General features: G+C 70.3%; 15 protein-coding genes and 1 pseudogene. 7 read left to right on the top strand and 9 right to left on the bottom strand.

The annotated features are described in order from the left end of the window. Positions 1 to 11: 11 nt before the first annotated feature. Positions 12 to 995: pseudogene (locus ACQ614_RS01065) on the bottom strand (IS5 family transposase). 514 nt (positions 996 to 1,509) lie between these two features. Here ACQ614_RS01065 and ACQ614_RS01060 point away from each other — a divergent pair. Both ACQ614_RS01060 and ACQ614_RS01055 read left to right on the top strand, forming a co-directional pair. Further along, on the top strand, positions 1,510 to 2,049 hold the full coding sequence (locus tag ACQ614_RS01060; protein ID WP_431676167.1) for an ArsR/SmtB family transcription factor: 540 nt from the start codon (positions 1,510 to 1,512) through the stop codon (positions 2,047 to 2,049). Further along, positions 2,046 to 3,332, top strand: a complete 1,287-nt coding sequence (locus ACQ614_RS01055; protein ID WP_431676165.1) for an MFS transporter — start codon at positions 2,046 to 2,048, stop codon at positions 3,330 to 3,332. The genes ACQ614_RS01060 and ACQ614_RS01055 overlap by 4 nt, the downstream gene beginning before the upstream one ends. Here ACQ614_RS01055 and ACQ614_RS01050 read toward each other — a convergent pair. Continuing rightward, a complete protein-coding gene (locus tag ACQ614_RS01050; protein WP_431676163.1) occupies positions 3,329 to 4,006 on the bottom strand; it encodes a DDE-type integrase/transposase/recombinase in 678 nt (225 codons plus the stop codon). The genes ACQ614_RS01055 and ACQ614_RS01050 overlap by 4 nt on opposite strands. 268 nt (positions 4,007 to 4,274) lie before the next feature. Here ACQ614_RS01050 and ACQ614_RS01045 point away from each other — a divergent pair, with 268 nt between their 5' ends. Beyond that, positions 4,275 to 5,477 (top strand): hypothetical protein, encoded by a 1,203-nt coding sequence (locus ACQ614_RS01045; protein ID WP_431676162.1) that lies wholly within the window; start codon positions 4,275 to 4,277, stop codon positions 5,475 to 5,477. 240 nt (positions 5,478 to 5,717) lie between these two features. Here the strand turns inward: ACQ614_RS01045 and ACQ614_RS01040 are convergent, their stop codons facing one another. After that, complete coding sequence (locus tag ACQ614_RS01040; protein WP_431676161.1) at positions 5,718 to 6,134, bottom strand: hypothetical protein; 417 nt, start codon at positions 6,132 to 6,134, stop codon at positions 5,718 to 5,720. Between the two features lie 325 nt (positions 6,135 to 6,459). On the opposite strand from ACQ614_RS01040, the gene ACQ614_RS01035 reads away from it, so the two are divergent. The 3 genes from ACQ614_RS01035 to ACQ614_RS01025 all read left to right on the top strand — a co-directional run bounded on the left by ACQ614_RS01035 (position 6,460) and on the right by ACQ614_RS01025 (position 10,182). Beyond that, positions 6,460 to 7,215, top strand: a complete 756-nt coding sequence (locus ACQ614_RS01035) for an endonuclease I family protein (RefSeq protein ID WP_431676159.1) — start codon at positions 6,460 to 6,462, stop codon at positions 7,213 to 7,215. A gap of 394 nt (positions 7,216 to 7,609) precedes the next feature. Beyond that, positions 7,610 to 8,254 carry an HAD family hydrolase gene (locus ACQ614_RS01030; RefSeq protein WP_431676157.1) on the top strand — a complete coding sequence of 215 codons (645 nt, stop codon included), beginning with the start codon at positions 7,610 to 7,612 and terminating at the stop codon, positions 8,252 to 8,254. 815 nt (positions 8,255 to 9,069) lie between these two features. Further along, entirely contained in the window at positions 9,070 to 10,182 is a 1,113-nt protein-coding gene (locus ACQ614_RS01025) for a hypothetical protein (protein WP_431676156.1), read from the top strand. A 74-nt stretch (positions 10,183 to 10,256) separates the two neighbouring features. Here the strand turns inward: ACQ614_RS01025 and ACQ614_RS01020 are convergent, their stop codons facing one another. The 6 genes from ACQ614_RS01020 to ACQ614_RS00995 form a co-directional block, all read right to left on the bottom strand. Continuing rightward, entirely contained in the window at positions 10,257 to 11,378 is a 1,122-nt protein-coding gene (locus tag ACQ614_RS01020) for an epoxide hydrolase family protein (RefSeq protein ID WP_431676154.1), read from the bottom strand. A 74-nt stretch (positions 11,379 to 11,452) separates the two neighbouring features. Further along, positions 11,453 to 12,094 (bottom strand): hypothetical protein, encoded by a 642-nt coding sequence (locus ACQ614_RS01015; RefSeq protein WP_431684127.1) that lies wholly within the window; start codon positions 12,092 to 12,094, stop codon positions 11,453 to 11,455. A gap of 153 nt (positions 12,095 to 12,247) precedes the next feature. After that, positions 12,248 to 13,891 (bottom strand): protein kinase domain-containing protein, encoded by a 1,644-nt coding sequence (locus tag ACQ614_RS01010; RefSeq protein ID WP_431676153.1) that lies wholly within the window; start codon positions 13,889 to 13,891, stop codon positions 12,248 to 12,250. A gap of 572 nt (positions 13,892 to 14,463) precedes the next feature. Next, the gene (locus tag ACQ614_RS01005; protein ID WP_431676151.1) at positions 14,464 to 15,795 is read right to left on the bottom strand and encodes an RNA polymerase sigma factor; all 1,332 of its coding nucleotides are present in this window, start codon (positions 15,793 to 15,795) and stop codon (positions 14,464 to 14,466) included. Beyond that, on the bottom strand, positions 15,768 to 16,187 hold the full coding sequence (locus ACQ614_RS01000) for a YciI family protein (RefSeq protein ID WP_431676149.1): 420 nt from the start codon (positions 16,185 to 16,187) through the stop codon (positions 15,768 to 15,770). The genes ACQ614_RS01005 and ACQ614_RS01000 overlap by 28 nt, the downstream gene beginning before the upstream one ends. A gap of 953 nt (positions 16,188 to 17,140) precedes the next feature. Next, on the bottom strand, positions 17,141 to 17,689 hold the full coding sequence (locus ACQ614_RS00995) for a hypothetical protein (protein WP_431676148.1): 549 nt from the start codon (positions 17,687 to 17,689) through the stop codon (positions 17,141 to 17,143). 364 nt (positions 17,690 to 18,053) lie between these two features. On the opposite strand from ACQ614_RS00995, the gene ACQ614_RS00990 reads away from it, so the two are divergent. Further along, a complete protein-coding gene (locus ACQ614_RS00990; protein ID WP_431676146.1) occupies positions 18,054 to 18,905 on the top strand; it encodes an MBL fold metallo-hydrolase in 852 nt (283 codons plus the stop codon). Positions 18,906 to 18,909 lie beyond the last annotated feature (4 nt).

Raw genomic sequence — 18,909 nt, 5'->3', positions numbered from 1 at the left:
TGGTGCTGGGATCAGTCGGTCGCTCGCGGGAGGTCGTCGATCCAGATCATTGAGGCGCGGAGGTGGAGGCCGGCGAGGTAGCTCTCGGGTGTCTTGCCGCAGCGGGTGGCGATGCCCCGTCAGGCCTTCAGCCTGTTGATCAGGCGTTCGACGGTGTTGCGTTCCTCGTAGAGGTCGGTGTCGTGGCTGACCGGCCGGCCGCCCCTGCCCTTCCTTTTCCTGTCGGCGGCCTGGTTCTTCTTCTCCGGGATGACCGCCTTGATGCGGCGTTTGCGCAGGTAGGCGCGATTGCCGCGGACGAGGAGGCCGTGTCCGCGGCGACCGCGCCGGGCCGGGTGCGGGGACGGCCGACCGGTAGGCGGACGCGTACTTTCGCCAGGACAGGGATGAACTGCGGGCTGTCCGCGGTCTGTCCCGCGGTCGGGACGCGCGCCAGGGGCGGCACCTGCGGTCGGTGGCGAGGTGGATTTTGCTGGTCAGCCAGCCGCGGGAGCGGCCGAGCAGGGCTTTCTTCAGACGGAGCCTGCGCCGGAGTCGGGCGCGCGTTGTCGTTCGTGCTGTCCGTTCCGTTTCTGCGGTTCGCCCCTTTTTGCCGGGGCTCTTCCTGCTCACGCGCGGCCTCCTCCGGGGCCTGCAGGACGTCCTCGCCGACGAGCATCCCGGCGGCGTCGTGGTGGGGCGCGGACGGCCGTGGAGTCGACGCTGACCAGCGACAGGTCCGCCCGGCCCGCGCGGGCGGCCTCGGCGATCAGGCCCTCGAGCAGGGCGATGAAGACGCCGGCGTGCCGCCACACCCGGAAGCGGCCGTAGACGGTTGGTCAGGTGCCGAACTCGGTGGGCATCTCCCGCCACTGGGCACTGGAGCGGAACCGCCAGATCATCCCCTCGAACTGCTCCCACAGCCGCTCGGGATAGGGGCCGAACCTGCCGACCGACAGGTAGGGCTCGACCAACTTCCACTGATCATCCGTGAGTTGCCTACGCGTAACGGACACAGTCGTACCGGGTCCCGCCCCGAAAGAGGGCAGAACCCGAAGACTGATCACAACGCCACACAGGCCTGGCCGCGCATCTGCCGGAGCTTGGTTACATCCGGGTCCGGGTCTTCTGCTTGAGGCGTTCGTGGGGGTCTGGCCGCCGAGGGCGCCGTGTGGGCGGTGGCCATTGCAACGGCGTTGCGCAGCACCCACGGAGCTCGGGCAACGGGGTGTTCTTGTGGGCGTGGGCAAGGTTGAGCACCGCCACGGCGGCACCGTCTGACGCGAGCCCGTGTGCAGTGCCGGCCCCCCGCCCGGTGATCTTCGGAAGCGAAGGTTTCTTGACGACTCAAGGACTCGGGCGGTGCGGCCGAGCTTCCACGACAGGCGGAGTGCAGGCGCCCGGGTGCGGGTTGAGCGGGGTCGAGAAGGAGAGTGCAGGAGCGAAGGGCCTCACGTGCTGGACAGCCGATTCCGGAAGCCGAACAAAATTCCCTTGACCAATGGTCAAGAAGTGTTGACCATTGGGGGCATGCCTACCGATGATCTTCCCGAGACGTTCCACGTCACCACTGACGAGCAGCTACGCGCCGTTTCCAATCTCACGCGTCACCGGATCATGGCCGTGCTCCGCTTCGAGCCCGCGACGATTACGCAGATCGCCGAGCGAGTGGGTCTTGCGAAGGGGAGCTCCAGCTACCACGTACGGCTGCTGGAGCGGGCCGGCCTGGTGAAGGTGGTGCGAACGCGGAAGGTCCGGGGGGTGACCGAGCGGTACTACGCAATGGCCGCGCGGGCGATCGTGCTGCCGGATCCGGGCGAGGGAGGGCCGGATGTGCTGATGCGGCATGCGGTGGCGGACCTGGAGGCGGCGCCGGTGGATGCCGAGCGGCATGTGCGGATGGCGCATCTGCGGCTCACCGAGGAGCAGTTCGCGGAGCTGGGGGCGCGGCTTGAGGCACTGGCGGACGAGTACCGGGAGCTGTCCGATCCGTCGCTGCCGGATGCGTCACTCGTCTTCGCACTGTTCCATCCGGCATCACGCGAGCAGGCCGAAGGGGATGCCAAGTGACTTCAGACGTTCGGAAGCTGCCGGCCGGGTTCGGACGGCTGTGGACCGCACAGACGGTGTCCTCGCTCGGTGACGGGGTGTCGCATGCCGCGCTGCCGCTGCTCGCGTTGACGTTGACGCGGGATCCGATGGCGCTCGCCGTCGTCACGGCCGCCGGAACGCTGCCGTGGCTGCTCTTCGGGGTGCTCGGCGGTGCGCTGGTGGACCGCTGGGACCGCCGGCCCACGATGTGGGTCACGGACGCGGCGCGTGCGGTGCTGCTCGCGATACCGGCGGCAGCGGCCGCGCTCGACGTGCTGAGCATTCCACTGCTCGCGGCCGTCGCCTTCCTGCTCGGCCTCGGCGGACTCTTCTTCGACACGGCCGCCACGGCCTACCTGCCGGATCTGCTCGGCCGCGACCCTGCGCTCCTGGAGCGCGCCAACGCCCGTCTGCGCGGTACCCAGACCGCCGCGTCCGGCTTCGCCGGGCCGCCCGCGGGCAGTGCCCTGCTCGCGCTCGGGCGGGCGGTCCCGCTGCTCGCCGACGCGGTCTCGTTCGCGCTCTCCGCACTGCTCGTACGGTCGCTGCCCGCCGCGCCCCGGCCCGTACCGCAGGCCCGTGAGTCGCTGCTGCGGCAGGCGCGGGCCGGCGCCTCGTACGTATTCCGGGATCAGTTGCTGCTCGGGCTCGCGCTGCGTCCGGCGGTGGGGAACATCGCCTTCCTCGCCGTGGAGACCGTACTCGCCCTCTTCGCGCACGATCGTCTCGGAATCGGCACCTTCGGCTTCGGTCTGCTCCTCACGGCGGAGGCCACCGGCGGTCTGCTCGGCGCGGGCATCGCCTCCTTCCTCGGCCGACGACTCGGCACCGGCGCCGCGCTGACCTGCACGGCCGCAGTCGAGGGACTCGCCATTCTGGGCCTTGCCGCCGCCCCGAACCCGTACGTCGCCGGCCTTGCGCTCGCCGTCTGCGGAGCGGGTATGGGCGCCACGATGGTGCTCGGCCCCTCCCTCCGGCAGGCGATCGTCCCCGCCCACCTGATGGGCCGGGTCGCCTCCACCTCCCGCATGCTCGCCATGTGTGCTGCCCCGTTCGGCGCCTTTCTCGGCGGCTGGCTGGCCACCACCTACGACGTACGCACCCCGCTCTACGCCGCCGCCGGCCTCCTCCTCACCATGACCACCGTCACCGCGACCATGACCAGCAACCGCAGGGTCGAGGCGGCGCTGCGTGCCGCCGCCCCGGCCGATGATCCAGTTCACCCGGAATCCCGGGATTCCGTTCAGGAGCGTGCCATTTAGGCGCGGTGTCTCGGGACCATGGTCACGCGAAGCCCTCGAAGGTGAGCTGCTGCGGGATGTCCGCGAGTGGTTCGGGCGGCTGGTCGAAGACGATCCGGTAATCGCTCCCGGCGGTCCGGCTGATGGGCGGTCGGCCGCCGAGCGCTGCGTGCGGCCGCTCGCGGGTGAGCGTCCCCGTTATACCTCTCCACCTTCCCGTTCGTTCGCGGCGTGTACGGCCTGGTCGGCTTGTGCTTCGTGCCGGTCGCGGCGAGCGCGTCAGCCCAGGTCGTAGACCGGTAGCACGCGCCGTTGTCGGTGAGGCAGCGGCGGATCGGTGTGATGCCGTGGGCGGTGAAGAAGGAAACGGCCCGGTGCCAGAAGGCGACCGCGGTGACGGCCTTCTCATCGTCCAGGGCCTCGGTGCAGGCGAGCCGGGAGTGGTCGTCGAGCGCCGAATGCAGGTACGTGTATCCGACCTTGCCGGTGCCGGGACCGGTGCGTTCGGAGGCGCGGGCGGACTCGGTGCCGACGCCGTGCATCCGCCGGCCGCCGCCGGTCGGGATGCGTCCGAGCTTCTTGATGTCGACGTGGACCAGGTCGCCGACCCGGTCGTGCTCGTAGCGGATGGCCTCGCGCAGCTGCTCGCCGGTCGGTGGATCCAGGTCCCGGAGCCGGTTGAGTCCTCGCCTCACCAGGATGCGGTGCACGGCCGCCGGCGCGAGTGTGACGCCGTGCAGCCGCTTTCCGCGTCGCCGGTAATTCCTGGGCAGCCGAGCTCGTTGGCGTTGCCCGGTGATTCTGGGTCGGTGCCTCCTGCCAGGGCGGTGGCGAGCCGACGTGCTACCGCACATCGCCGGTGGCCCGCTCGCTCCCGCGGCTGGTGCACTTCTGGGTACGGGCACATCGGTGCATACCGCGCCGGTATCGTGGCGCACGGCACGCACAGAATAGGACCCTCTCGTGGACCACTCAGTCAGTCCGCCGACAGGCCGGCAACCGCGTCCATCGCTCAGCGATCTCCTCGAGCGCAGCGCCGATCTGAAATGTGGACTCGTTGACTATGTGCAAGGGCCGCGTTTCGAACGGCAGTTGACCGCGGCCCTACTGGAGGCGGCGGGCGATGATCTCGTACTGGACGAGACAGAGTTCATCGGCGTCGTCGACCACTTCGCGCTGCAGCACCGTCTGCGAGACGGTCGCACCCCGCTTCAACGGTACGTGGCCACTCGCCGGGACCTGTCCGAGGCGGAGCGGGAGATGCTGCTGGGCTGGCAGGACGTGGTCGAGGGCGTGTTCGAGATCCGGGCCAAGGACGGCGATGCGCTGGTACTGCTGAACCTGCTCGACGATCTGGAGTACCGCACCTACTCCAACGCCGGCCGCGCGGCCCTGCGCGGCCTGGCCAAGGGCGGGTTCGTCGTCGGCCGGATCGTGCCCGTCACGCCCTGCCCGGGCAACTGGCTGATCTCCGGGAACCTGGCCTTCTTCCGCAAGTCCGACGGCCCCGAAATCGCCGAAATCGCGCTCCGGGCGGCCGCGGAACACCCGGCCCTGGTCTTCCGCAACCCAGACAAGATCACCCAGGGCTGGGACCAGATGCGCCGAGAACGCGAGGCGTTCATCGCCTACTTCGGCACCGACCAGCTCGTACTGCCCCCCGCCGAAGCCCAAGACAGCGTCAACGCCTTCACCCGCCACCGCTGGGAGACCACCCGAGCCCAGACAGACAGGAACGACCCTGCCGAATCCTTCCCCCGGCAACTGTCCTTCACCCTGCCCGAAGAGATCGCCGACGCGGACACCGTCGGCATCGTCTACGACCAGGTCGAGGGCATGAACTTCTACCGCGACTTCGGCCTGCTGGACGCCCTGTTCACCGACCCCGCCCTCGCCACCAGCCGACGCCACGCATCCCTGCTGCGCAGTTACATGCGGGACTCCTCCATCACCCCGCTGCCGTTCCAGCGCATGGCGGCTGCCCACCCGGACACGGTCGACGCCGTGATCGGCAAAGTACTGCGCAAGCCCGGGTTCACCTGGGCCGAGCACGGCGAAGCATGGCTGCGGGGATGCAAGGCGGACTTTTACGAGCGTGAGCCACGCCCCAGCGTCTCCGTTATCGGCGACCGCCTGGCCGAACTCGTCGCCGCCGGCCGCCGCTGACCGGACACCCCGCACGTGGCCGGCCATCGTACGGGGAGCCGTCGATGGTGCGCTGGCAGCGCGGTACCGAGGAGGCCGGGGGAGGGGCCGGCAAAGTGCGGATCCGGGAGAGGCAGGGGACCGGGAAGGCCTCGAAACTGTCTACCGGCAGGCCGTCGACGCCGACAGGCCTGTCGGCGGAGATCAGGAGCCGGTGGGCGGGGTCGTGGGGGTCGGGGCCGACGGTGTCGGTGGTGGTGGTCATTTCGGTGGCGCTGGCGTGGGCGGCGTGGGCCAGGCACTGGGCGAGGAGGTGGCGGCCCGTGCCGTGGCCGCGGCACGGGCCTCGACGGTCGCGGTGGCGGGGGTGCCGGGGAAGGCGTACCAGGGCCGGTCGGGTCCGAGACGGGCACGCGCCCAGGCGAGCAGGACCGAGACGACAGCGAGGTCTTCGCGGCCGTGCGCCCACAGGACGACGCCGCTGCCGTCTCGGGTTTGCAGGCCGTAGCAGATCACGCCGCACACCCGGCGCCGCTCGACCAGAACGTCGGTGCACACCTGGGTGAGGCCGCCGATCTGAGGCCGCCCGTCGTGGCCGTGGCCGGCCAGGGCGGCCGCGAGCGCATGCGCGCCGGGGCGGGATTGGCCGGGCTTTCGCCGGTCTCGATGGGTTGTCACTTGGCGTTTCTGAGGAGCGATGCGGGGCGGTGTCCGACCCTGCCGAGGCCGAGGGGCTGCGGGCCGTGACCTGGATGCCGCGGCCGGAAGACCCTGTTGTCGGTGTCGGGATGCGCCGTATCCGAGAACGTCACGCAAAGGCCTTCTCCCGGTTACACGGTTTGCCCTTTCCTCGTGCCATGCTCCCCGGTGTCTTAATGTCAACACGCGTAGATCATGGTGTCGTTGAACGGCGTCAGTCTGCTCCCTGCGCGTGTTCTCCTCGGGAAAGGGCATCCCCGTGTCTGTTGCGCAGATAGGTAGACGGAGGACGTCAGTCGCCGCTGTGGTCGCTGTCCTCGTCAGCCTCGCTCTTCCGGCGGTCACCGCGGCCCCCGCGAGCGCCACGACCACCGCATACGACAGCACGTACTACCAAGCCGCGCTCGGCAAGAGCGGCACCGAGCTCAAGGCCACCCTGCACGCGATCATCAGCAGCCAGAGCAAGATCTCCTACGACGCGGTCTGGAACGCGCTGAAAGCCACCGACCAGGACCCGAACAACAGCAGCAACGTCATCCTGCTGTACAGCGGCACCTCACGCAGCAAAAGCCTCAACGGCGGCAATGTGGGCAACTGGAACCGCGAACACGTGTGGGCCCAGTCGCACGGAAACTTCGGCACCGCGGCCGGCCCCGGCACCGACCTGCACCACCTGCGCGCCGCGGACGTCCAGGTCAACAGCACCCGAGGCAACAAGGACTTCGACAAGGGCGGCAGCCCGGTCACCGGCGCACCGGGCAGCTACACGGACTCCGACTCCTTCGAGCCGCGCGACGCGGACAAGGGCGACGTCGCCCGCATGATCCTCTACATGGCCGTCCGCTACGAAGGCGGTGACGGCTGGGCCGACCTGGAGGCCAACGACTCCATCAACGGAAGCGTCCCGTTCCACGGCCGCCTGTCCGTGTTGAAGCAGTGGAACGAGCAGGACCCGCCGAGCGCCTTCGAGGAGCGCCGCAACCAGCTCATCTACGACGTCTACCAGAAGAACCGCAACCCGTTCATTGACCACCCGGAATGGGTCGAGGCGATCTGGTAGTCCTACGGCGCTGCCGGACTTCCAGGGCAGGATCCGGTGCTCCCACGTGCGCCACGGGAAGCAGCGGCCCCCACGACCGTACCCGGTTTTCCCGGCCTGTCCGAGCCGTCCCTGCCACAGCCGGCCGCTCGTCCGAGCACCGGCTCTTTCACCCGGCCCCGCCTGGTGGGCCCTTGTTGTCCGTCGTTCACGGGTCTCGTCATGGGGCCGTCGAACTCCACGAGGCGGACATCTGCCGGGCTGATCGATGACGTCGCGCGCCCCGGCCGTGTTGCCGGGCCGGTGCAACCGGCCCGGCAACGGATGGTGACGTTCGATCGGCTGCTCGGAGCGGGGCGGGGCAGGGCTTCGGCACGGGCTGGTCGTTGGTGCGGCGCCTGGTTACGCTGCCCGCATGATCAAGGCGGTGGTGTGCGACATCGGCGAGACCCTGATCAGCGACACCCGGTACTGGTCTGACTGGGCCCGGTGGCTCGGCGTCCCCGCGCACACCGTGTCCGCTCTGGTCGGCGCGGTTGTCGCCGAGGGCCGTGACAATGCTGACGCGATCAGGATCCTCAAGCCTGGCTGCGACGTCGGCGCGGAATGGCGTGCCCGGCGAGCGGCCGATGCCGACGAGTATCTCGATGAGACCGACCTGTACCCCGACGTCCGCCCTGCCTTTCAGAGGCTGTGCGATCAGGGCCTGTGGGTGGGTATCGCCGGCAATCAGAACCTGCGCGCCGGCGAGTGCCTACGCGCGCTGAACCTTCCCGCGGACGGTATCGCCACCTCAGCCGAATGGGGCGTAACCAAGCCGAACCCCGCCTTCTTTGCCCGGGTCGCCGAGTGGGCACCGGGTGAGCCGCACCGGATCCTCTACGTCGGCGACCACCCCGCGAACGACGTTGTGCCCGCGGCCACGGCCGGCCTGCGGACGGCGCACCTCCGCCGCGGCCCGATCGGCTACCTCACGGCCGGCAGCCCGGAGGCGGCCGTCGCGAACTACCGAGCCACTTCCCTCGAGGATCTGGTCGACCAAATCACTGCGGCCAACTGACGAATCACCTACCCGCGCGTACGGGGCGGGCGATTCGCGCACTCGGATGTGACAGCGCGAGCACCGCGCCAATTTGCCCGGGCACGCCGCCTCAACCCTCGGCCTTCGGGTCGAAACCACATGCTTTGCACGGAAGCTGACGCGCAACCAGATCAACGAACTACCCGGCACCTCCGTCCGCATGATCCGCGCGATTGAGCGCGGCCGGCGCTTATTCAGCGACGACACCCTGACCGCGCCCGCACGGGCTCTCCGGGTAATCCCCGAGGCCCTGCTGGACAGCCCCGGGCGGGCGGACAGCAGGGTGAACGCGGCAACCCCCACCCTGCGAGACGCGATTGCCGATACGGTCTGCCAGAGGACGACCCGGTCCGGTTCCTGCACGAGCTGTCCACAGTGGTCCGGGCCGCAACGAACGACCGAGTGAACAGCCGGTACGCACGGCTCACCGAGCTCAGCCCGGCGCTCCCTGAAGAACTGTTCCGCGCGGTCAACCAAGCCGCCGGGGACGAGATGCGCCGGGCCTCGCAGCTACTCGCACTCGCCGTGCGAGCGGCCGACGCGGTGGCCTGCAAGTACGGGTACCGCGACCTCAGCGCGAGGATGGCGGAGTTGATGTGCTGGGCCGCCGACCAGGCCGAGGGCGAGATGCTCACCGCCGCCACCGGCCGGAACGTTCAGTGTGGGCTGAAAAATCCGTTGGCACCCGGGGCGAGGGCCGGTGAGAATCGGGCCCTTCGACGGCGGGAGGGTGCGGGTTGGCGGTGTTCGGGTGCGAGGGTTGCGGCACGGTACTGACGGCGGCGGTGTCCGAGGTGGCACTGCCGATCCACCTGGGCGGTACCCACTGGGAGAGGCTGCACCCGCCGCTCCTGGCGCCGGGCACATACGCCGTCGACCCGGAGCCGTACGGGCCACCTTGGCGGCTGTGGGAGGACGTCGGCGAACAGGAAGCGGTGGAGCGCGGGTACTTCGTGCCGCGCTACTCGCTCTCCTACGGGCCGTCTGACACCATCCTGCTCGCCCCCGGCGACACTCGTGGCACCGCGCTGATCTCCGGGCGGCTCGACGGCTACTGCATGGGCATCGACGGCAGGGACGGACCCAACCTCAGCTGTGCCGGGTGCGGCCGCGAGGTGGGCTACCGGATCGACGACTGCGGGGCCTGGCAGGTGGTCCGGCTGCTCCCGCAGGCGCTGGTGCGGCTGCCCGGACCGGCGGAGCGCCCGGTGCTCGGGTGGGCGGAGGCGCTGGAGGGCGGTGGGCCGGGGCGTGACCTGAGCGAGTACAGGGACATCCCGGCCGGTGTCGCCCTCGCCCACCTGGTGGCGGCTGCGGGAGGCAGGCCAGTGGATCCGGCGGCCGGGCCGGTCGCCAACCTGTTCGGCCGGGCGCTTGCCGCGCTGCTGCCCTCGAGGGAGGGAGCGCTTCGGGCCGACGTGGCCGGGCCGGGGCTCGGTGGAGGAGGCCTCGGCTTTGCGGCTGTCTCCTGCTTCTGCTCGGAGGCGGGCCAGGGCGATCAAGGCAGAGGTGTCTCCCCACTCCGCCGCTTCCCGGTAGAGGTTTTCGGTAGTCTCCGGGTCGCCGGAGCTCTGGCGTATGTCGGCCAGGGCCTGGAGGGCCATCGTGTCGCCGGCGTGGGCGGCTTGGCGGGCAACGGCCAAGCCGCCGTCCGCGCCGCCGATGGAGTCCAGCAGCTCGGCCATCCAGACGAAGGAGTCGGTGTCGCCGCCGGCGGCCTCGTTGTACAGGGCGAGGGCTCCCGACATGTCCCCTCTGCTCCGGTGGTGCTCGGCGACGTACGCCAGTGCCAGGGTGTTGTCGTCGAAGTCGGCCTGCCGGGCCAAGGCCTCGGCGCCGGTGTGGTCTCCGGCTGCTTCACGGGCCTGCGCCAGTCGATCATTCCTCGTCGAAGCACAGACAGATGAAGTGCTCGATGGGTTCGGACATCGCTCGGACGTTCGCCTGGCGCTGGAACTCCGCCGCGGCGGCTAGGGGATGCCTACCGTGGCTCGGTGAAGAAATCCGCGATGTCGCCAGCGAGCATGTCCGGCACTTCGGCCGCCGCGAAGTGGCCCCCGCGTGGGAAGACCGTCCAGCGCTGCACCTGGTAGAGCCGCTCGTACCAGGAGCGCGGTGGCTCTCCCTCGGGCACGAGCTCGTTGGCGAACACCGCCATCGCGGTCGGTACCCGTACCAGGTCATCGGGCCCGAGTGCCGTGCCGTGCCAGCGGTTGTCGTAGTAGTCGCGCATCGACGAGGTGATGGAGTTCGAAGCCCACCAGATGGTCAACATGGTGAGGAGCGCATCACGGCCGAACGTGGCGTCGAGGTCGCCGCCACTGTCCGACCACGAGCGCCACTTGTCCAGCACCCAGGCGGCGAGGCCTGCGGGAGAGTCGTTCAGCCCGTATCCCAGCGTTTGCGGCCGGGTGGACTGTACTGCGCCGTACCCGCGTTCAGTCTCGTCCCAACGAGCAATGTGGTCGACGTACGCCAGCTCCTCGGGCGACAGTGGCGGCGCACCCGGTCCGGTGTACGGCGACATCTCTGCCGTACTCAAGTGGATGCCGATCATCCGGTCGGGCTGGGACAGCGCCATATGGGTGGAGACCCCGGCGCCGAAGTCGCCGCCGCAGGCGCCGTACCGCTCGTACCCGAGCCCTTGCATGAGCCGATGCCACAGGCCGGCGACGAACTCCCGGTCAACGCCCACGCGGGGCGGGCGCTGCGAGAAGGCGTAGCCGGGCAGTGACGGCGCCACCAGGTCGAACCGGTCGCCGAGGCGGTCGACCAGGCCGAGCATCTCCACGAACGTGCTGGGCCAGCCGTGCGTCAGGACCAGCGGGATCCCGCCGTCGGCTCCGCGTTGATGCACGAAGTGAATGCGTACGCCGTCGACCTCGGCCATGCGGTGCTCGTAGCGGTTGAGTGCGCGCTCTTGTGCCCGCCAGTCGAAACCGTCAGCCCAGTAGGCCAGCAGGTTTTGTAGGTAGTCCCGGTCGACGCCCTGGCTCCAAGGCTCTCCAGGCGCCCCATCCGGCCAACGCGTGCGTAGGATCCGATCGCGCAGATCGTCCAGGACCGCATCGGGCACGACGATGTTGTAGGGCTCAACGTGCATCCACCGATGGTAGGGAGTCGCGAGCCGCCCTCGCGAGCGCTCGTGTCCCGCGCTACCGATCGGGTGATGCGTGGTCAGGCGGCAGCGGTCTCCTCGCGCTCGACGAGGACAACGTTCTCGAACCCGGAGAAAGTGGACTCGATCGGGTTGGTGGTCCGCAGGTGGGTCCAGTGCCCGGCCGGGAAGTCGCAGAACGCCGGCAGTTCCTCGGCGTCGTCGGTGATCTTCGCGACGGCCTTCTGCTGCCCGGCCGTGGGGGTCTGGGTGCAGACCTTCGAATTGCGGTCGTCGATCCGGCTGCGGCTGCGGCCGAGCGCATCGTGGCTGGCAAGCACATAGAAGCCCGCGGCCTGCGCCTTGTCCTGCGCGGACTGAAGCCCCATCCCGACGAAGTCCGGGAGCTCCGCCTGCTTGGACTGCCCGGCCGTAGCACCGGCCGCCGCCGGGGCCGTGGCGGCGGGAACCGCAGCAGGCGCGGACTGCGGAGGCGCAGCAGCAGCTGCCGGAGTGTTCGGGGCGGTGGGTGCAGCCGGGGGCTGGCCGGCGCCACTTGCCAATGCGGCTCCGACGGTGATCACGGCCAGGCCCGCGCCGATGCCAGAGATGCCCTTGTGGGCCTTCACCCAGTCGATGAACGACGGCGACTGCTGCGGCGGCGGGGGAGTGCCCCACTGAGGGCCGGACTGCGGTGTCTTGTTCAGGTGCGGCTGGCTCACGGGTCTTCCTGGCTGTGCGTGCGTTCCGGACACGCTGTCAGGACACGTGAAGGGCCGTGGGGGAGTTGCGGAAGCGTTACGGTGGCTCCCGTGTGACGGTCGGCGCCCCGGCGGCGTGTCCCTGCAGCCGGGCGTACCGCGAGAGGACGTGCGTCACCGGGCGAAGGTGCGCCAGCCGCTGGTGATCGCCTCCTCGACGGCCAGCGGGTTGCTGTGCGTCAGCGCGGACAGCAGTTCGGCACCGTCGGCGAACCGGTCGGGCACATCGATCGCCAGTGCCCGGCGTGCGACGGCGGCCAGAGCCGGATCGAGCCCGTGCAGAGTGGCCAGGGCGTCGGCGTCCGGGCCGGTCTCCACGATCCGGCGGATCACCGCGCCGGTGCCCGCCGCTGCGAACGGGCTGGCGCCGTGGGCCGCACAGATCACGCAGCAGGCCCATGCCCAGACGTCCGCCGCCGGGCCGACCGGGTGGTCACCGAACTGTTCGGGCGCCATGTAGGTGAGGGTGCCGATGCCCATGCCGGTGCGGGTGAGCCGCGTGCCGTCCATGAGCGTGGCGATGCCGAAGTCGAGCAGGCGGGGGCCGGCCGTGGTCAGCATGACGTTGGCGGGCTTGAGGTCACGGTGCACAAGTCCGAGCCGGTGGATGTCCGACAGGGCCACGGCAAGGGCCAGAGCCAGGGAGCGCAGGGCCTCGGGGGAACGGAACGGGCCCTGCTCTCCCAGATGTGCCTCCAGCGTGCGGCCGTCCAGCAGCTCCATCGCCAGGTACGGGCGGCCGTCTGCGATCCCGGAGTCCAGTACCCGGGCGGTGTACGCGCCGGGCACCATGGCGAGCACCTCGGTCTCACGTCCGAAGCGGCGCAGCAGTTCGGGGTCGTCGATCAGGTCCGGGTTGATGGTCTTCAGCGCGACCTGGGTCGCCGATCCCTGGCGTCGGGCCAGGTAGACCGTGCCCATTCCGCCGGCGCCGATGCGGCCGAGAAGCTGGTAGGCGCCAAGGGTGCGGGGCTCGTGGGCGCGCAGTTCCTGATACGGCGGGATGCCGGGGGTGGGGAGGGCGCGGTCGACCTGGGTCGGCACGTAGGGCGTGGCGGCCGGGGCGGGTCGTACGGCGGCTCGCACGGGCGCGACCGCGGGGGCGGGGGTGTCAGGGGTAGCGTCAGCGGAGGTGGAGGGGGTGGCGCCGACGGGTCGGAGGCTGGAGAGCAGGGCGACCAGGTTGAAGATCAGCAGCGTCTCGGCCACCGCGATCGACACCAGGAAGGTGGCGAACACGCCGACGGCGAGGACGCACCAGACGTCGGTGCGGGTTCGCCGGTCGTTCCAGGCTCCGGCGGCCAGACCAACGGTGTGCAGGTTCCGCTGGGTGAAGTACCACGCCGCGAGGCAGGCGATCCAGAGCGGAAGGGTGTACGCAAGGTGACCAGGCAGGTCGGAGACGAGGAACTCGAACTCGGTCGACCGTGCGACCGGGTTGTCCGGCACGACCGGAAACCACAACTCGCCGAAGTAGAACGGGGATTCATCCAGCACTGGCGGACGCAGCGCCAGCGCGACCAGGGCAGCCGTCCGCAGCGCGAGGTCCGCGTACAACGCGCCCCGGGACCCACTTGAGGGGTGCTCTTCGCGCGCGGGGCGCGCCCGGCCGCGGGTGACCGCCTGGGCGCGGCGCAGCAGCGGCCAGGTCGCCAGCCGCAGTGTCAGTGCCCCGACCGCGAGCAGCAGGGCGGACTCGCTCATCAAGGCGTTGCCTACCTGCGCCTCGGCAGCCAGCAGGACTCCAGAACTGATCATGTCCCCACCTCTGGGCAACTGCGGTCTTTGGGAGCCGCCCCTCGTCCCGGGCAGGCGGATTCTACCGTTAAGTGCCCTTCGCCCAGGGGCTGTTCGGCTCAGCTGGACGCTCGTGATCGGGATTCCCAGGACGGCGCCGGATGCCGGCCCGGGTGGTGAGATCTTTCGGAGCGGCCCACCGGTCGGGTGACGGAGCGCGTCGGGGCCGGGGGCTGGGACCGGGGCGGGCGGCGGGACGGAGCGCAGCAGCACGCGACTGCGCTGTGCCGCCTGGAGAAGGTCCGTCCGGGGCCGGGCGGGCAGGGTTGTGCACCATGAGTACTGCGCCGTCGCCCTCACCCGAAGCGCGAGGGCCATCGCCAGCCTGCGTCCCCTGCTGCCGATCGACATAAACGGCATGCTGACGCCGTACGGCTCTGGCAACGACCTTCCCTGCTGCATCACCCGCCGGGTCGCCCCGCAGACCTGGCGGACCTGGGCGGCGTTCATCTACCCGGCCCCCACCTCAACTCCACGGACGCCGTAAGCGGGGTTCAGCCTTCCGGAATCCCGACGCTGCTTCTGCGGCGTCGTCACTGCAACGCGGCCGCCTTGCGCAGCAGCACGTTCCGCTCGGGGGCGTTGCGGCACAGGCGGGCGGCGAGCTCCAGTTCGGCGCGGGCCTCGCCCGCGCGGCCGAGGCGGGCGAGCAGTTCCCCGCGCACGCCGGGAAGCAGGTGGGACCCCGACAGGCGGCCGGAGGCGGCCAGGTCGTCGACGACCGCGAGCGCCTGCTCCGGTTCGCCGGCCATCGCCACGGCCACGGCCCGGTTGAGCTCGACGACGGGTGACGGTGCCACCCGGCCGAGTGCCTCGTAGAGCAGTACGACGCGTTCCCAGTCGGTCTCCCCAACCGACGGCGCCGTCGCGTGACAGGCGGCGATCGCCGCCTGCAGGCCGTACGGTCCCAGGCCGCGCCCGGACGTCGCGATGCGGCCGAGCGCGGCCAGACCACGCCGGATCGCCGTACGGTCCCACAGACGCCGGTCCTGGTCCTCCAGCAGCACCGCCTCCCCGTTCGGACCGGTACGGGCCGGAAATCGAGCCGCGGTGAGTTCGAACAGCGCGAGCAGCCCGTGGGCCTCCGGCTCGGCGGGCAGCAGGGCGACCAGCATCCGGGCCAACCGCAGGGCCTCGTAGGCGAGATCGGGGCGGAGGAGGTCGTCACCGGTCGTCGCTGTCGAGCCCTCCGTGAAGATCACGTACAGCACGCTCAGCACCCCGCCGAGCCGCTCGTGCCGCTCCTCGGCCGGTGGCAGTGCGAACGGGACGCCCGCCGCGGCGAGCGTCTTCTTGGCCCGGGTGATCCGGGCCTGGACGGTCGGCACGGGGATGAGGAACGCCCGGGCGATCTCCTCACTGGACAGACCGCCCACCACGCGCAACGTCAGCGCAACCCGGGCCTCGACCGAGAGCACCGGATGGCAGGCCGTGAACATCAGCGCGAGGACGTCGTCGTCGACCCGGTCGGGATCCCACGGCAGCTCGTCAACCCGGTCCCCACCGACCGCCGCACCTGCGCTGAACTCACCCTCGGCCAACTGTCCCGCCAGCAGGGCGTACCGCTCGTCCAGCGCCGCACGGCGACGGAAGCCGTCGATGGCCCGCCGCCGTGCGGTCGCCAGCAGCCAGCCCACGGGGCTGGCCGGCGCACCGTCGCGCGACCAACTGACGAGCGCCTCCGCCAGCGCCTCCTGCGCGACGTCCTCGGCGAGCGCGAAGTCCCCGGTGTAGCGGGCCAGCGCGCCCACGATCCGCGCCGACTCGATCCGCCACACGGCCTCGACGGCCCGCCGCGCCGCTTCGGCGACCGGCGGACCGTCCCCGGCCCCGGGCGTCAGAGCTGGCCCGTCCGCTCGCGCCATGCCCGCTCCTTGACGACCCACTCGTTGTCCTGCGGGAACTCGTCGATGGCCGGCACACGGCGGATCTCGCACTTCGAGCCCGGGAAGGCCGGGATCCGCCTGGCCCACTCCACCGCCTCCTCCTTCGAGGCGACATCGAGCAGGTAGAACCCGCCGAACAGCTCCTTGGTCTCGCCGTAGGGCCCGTCGGTGACCACCGGGGTCTCCCCGCTGTAGTCCACCACCACCCCCTGCGACGGATCGTCCAGCCCCTCGGCGGCAATCAGCACACCGGCCCGGATCAGCTCCTCGTTGAAGCGGCCCATGGTCTCGAGCATCTCGTCGAACGGCGTCTCCATCATCTTCGCGACGGACTCGTCCGTACCGCGCAGGATCAACATGTACTTCGCCATCGTCGTTCTCCTTGACTTGGAAGGCCTCTTCCCGACCCTCTCTATCCCAGGTCGAACGGCGCAGGCGCAGATCGACACGGCAGACACAGATCGACCTTCATCTTCTCAACAGACGTCTTCGTCCGACGTCAGGGCGAGCGCGGCCCGATCTCCGCGACCTTCCAAGCCGGCCTCGCCATCGGACCCGACGGCACGCCCGCGATCGAAGGCCTGCCCCACCTCCGAGCACAGGTCGGCGATTTCAAGGAGCACCCGTCCGCCCCGGTGCCGCACCGCGGCCCGCGGCCCTACGCCCCGCAGCGTCCTCGGCGGGTGCAGACCCCGGCTGCGGCCTGGCCGTAGCCCTTGCCCGTACCGCCCCCGGTGCCATCGTCGGCGGCTCCGGGTGCCGCCTGTGCCGTCCTGCCGGGCCGGCCGTCCCACTCGGCCGCCGCCGTACCGGTCGGGCCGTCCACCCGTCGGTGCTGCTCTGCGGGCCGGGTGGCCACTCGGCTGATCGCCGTACTGCTGCCTGCGGCTTGGCCCGCGCCGCGCAATCACTGACCTGTCGCGGTGCAGCACCACCGCGTCGTCCGCGGCCGTCCGGCCGCTGTCTGGGCAGTGCTGCCGCGGGTGGCCGGTGTTCCGGGTGCCACCCGTCCCGTTCTGCTGCGCCGGGCGGTCCACCCGGGCCGCCGCCATAGTGCCGGGCCGCCCGCCCGTGGGTGCTGCTCGGCTGGACCGGGCCGTCCGTACGCCAGGCAGCAACCGTCCCGGTGTCATCAGCGGCACCGAGCGGTTCCTCACCATGCTTGCGACCTTCCGCTCCCCAGACCTGGAGTCCTGACCTCGGGCGGGTCCGATCGTTGAGGTAGTCGGGCTGAGGCGGTTTACCCGCGTCGGACAAGCCGCCGCCAGCTGACCTGCGTGCGGCCCGCCACCTCCCCGGGAGCGGGGCCGCACCACTGGCATCCTCAGCTGACCGTGAAGCCTCCACGGACCGCCGTCTCGCGCAGCCACTCGAGCCAGTCACGCCACAGACCGTCGGCCTCCAGCTCGGCACGCACGCCGGCCGGCGCCTCCTCATAGCGGTCCAGAGCCTGCGCGATCTCTGCGGCGCCGACCAGCCACGGACCGTTGCTCAGCAGCTTGAACTCCGGAATCCCCGCCTTCCCCGGGACAGTCTGGGCCGAGGCGGCCCGTTCGGCCGCGTCGAACGCATCCCTCCGGGCCTGGTCGGCCGCCAACCAGTCCTTGATGTCCTTGAACGGCCAGGCGGGGAAGGGCCGGTGTTCGGCCTGATACGTCATACCGGCACGACGCATCCCGTCCCGGCACGCCCCCATTCCGGAGATGTTCAGATGGAACTGAAACGGCTCCGCGAGCGAGAAGTACGACTTCGAGCACTCCGGAACGTGATCACAGGGCAGACCACCGGCGGTGCGTGTGGTGCAGGACTCGTACCGACTCCGTGCTTCCGCCACGGCTTCGGGCAGCTCCACCCACTCCAGGTCATAGCTCATGCGTTCCCCCGTCGAACAGCTCAAGACGGCTCACAGAATGCCACGCCATGACCTGCCGGGACGACCAAGAATCGGCTGCTGCAGCCCGCCACGGCGGCACTGCCGTCGAAACTCGTGAACATCCACTCGTCCAGTGATCACCAGCCGCTGCCCGAACTCGCGAACAAGCGCTGCGAACGGCGGCGGACGCAGAAGGGCGCAAGGGTCGGAGAGGGTGACGACCGGAGGGGGATCACGCCGGAGCAGCAATCCGCCCTGGTGCCCACCCGGCTGGCGTCAGGAGTGCCGCGTTTGACGTCAGCCCGGCACGGGGCTGCACTGGATTCATGGACGCTGCGGCGACTCCGCCCTAGGGAGAGCAGCGATGACAACCATGGACACGTTCAACCTTCTGCAGCCGCACAAGATCGCCGAGGAGACGTTCGTCATCCCGTGGGCCCTTGACGCCCCGCCGGTCGGCCACTTCCCGATGAACTCGATGGTGATCCGGGGAGCCGAACCGGTCCTCGTGGACACCGGGGCGCCCGCGGTCCGCGCCCAGTGGCTGGAGGCCGCCTGGTCCGTCGTGGATCCCCTGGACGTACGGTGGATCTTCCTCACCCACGACGATCGCGACCACGCTGGCAACCTCCTGGCGGTCCTCGCGGAATGCCCTAACGCGACCCTGCTGACGACATGGTTCTCCATCGGCCGCATGGCCGAGGAGTGGGAGACTCCCATCAACCGGTGCCGCTTCATGACCGACGGCGACACGATCGACGCGGGCGATCGCACCCTGGTCGCCAAGCGACCGCCGTTGTACGACAACCCCACAACCCGCGCCCTCTTCGACCCGAAGACCAACGTCCTGTGGTCCGTCGACACCTTCGCCACGAACGTGCCGACCCCCATGCCCGAAACAGCAGCGCTGTCGCCAGACGAATTCCGCGACGGCCAGTTCTTCGGCGGACGTCTGATCTCCCCCTGGGCCACCCTGCTGGACACTCAAAAGTTCGGCACGGTCGTCACCGACTTCCAACACCTGAACGCCGAGGTCATCGCCGGCTGCCACTGCCCGGTCCTTCGCGGCCCCCAGATCCCCGAGGCCTACGACCTCCTCCGCCAGCTCCCCGAAATCCCACCGTGGACAGAGTTCACCCAGGCCGACCTGGACCAGTGGATGGCCGTTGCCGAGAGCTCGGTTCCGCCGGAGCAGCCGCGGCCGTCGGGGACGTGAGCGG

The sequence above is a fragment of the Kitasatospora dryopteridis genome (assembly GCF_050749075.1).
In the GTDB taxonomy this organism is placed as follows: domain Bacteria; phylum Actinomycetota; class Actinomycetes; order Streptomycetales; family Streptomycetaceae; genus Kitasatospora.
Note: the sequence above shows the minus strand (reverse complement) of the source record. Positions and strands in the feature narration are given on the sequence as shown.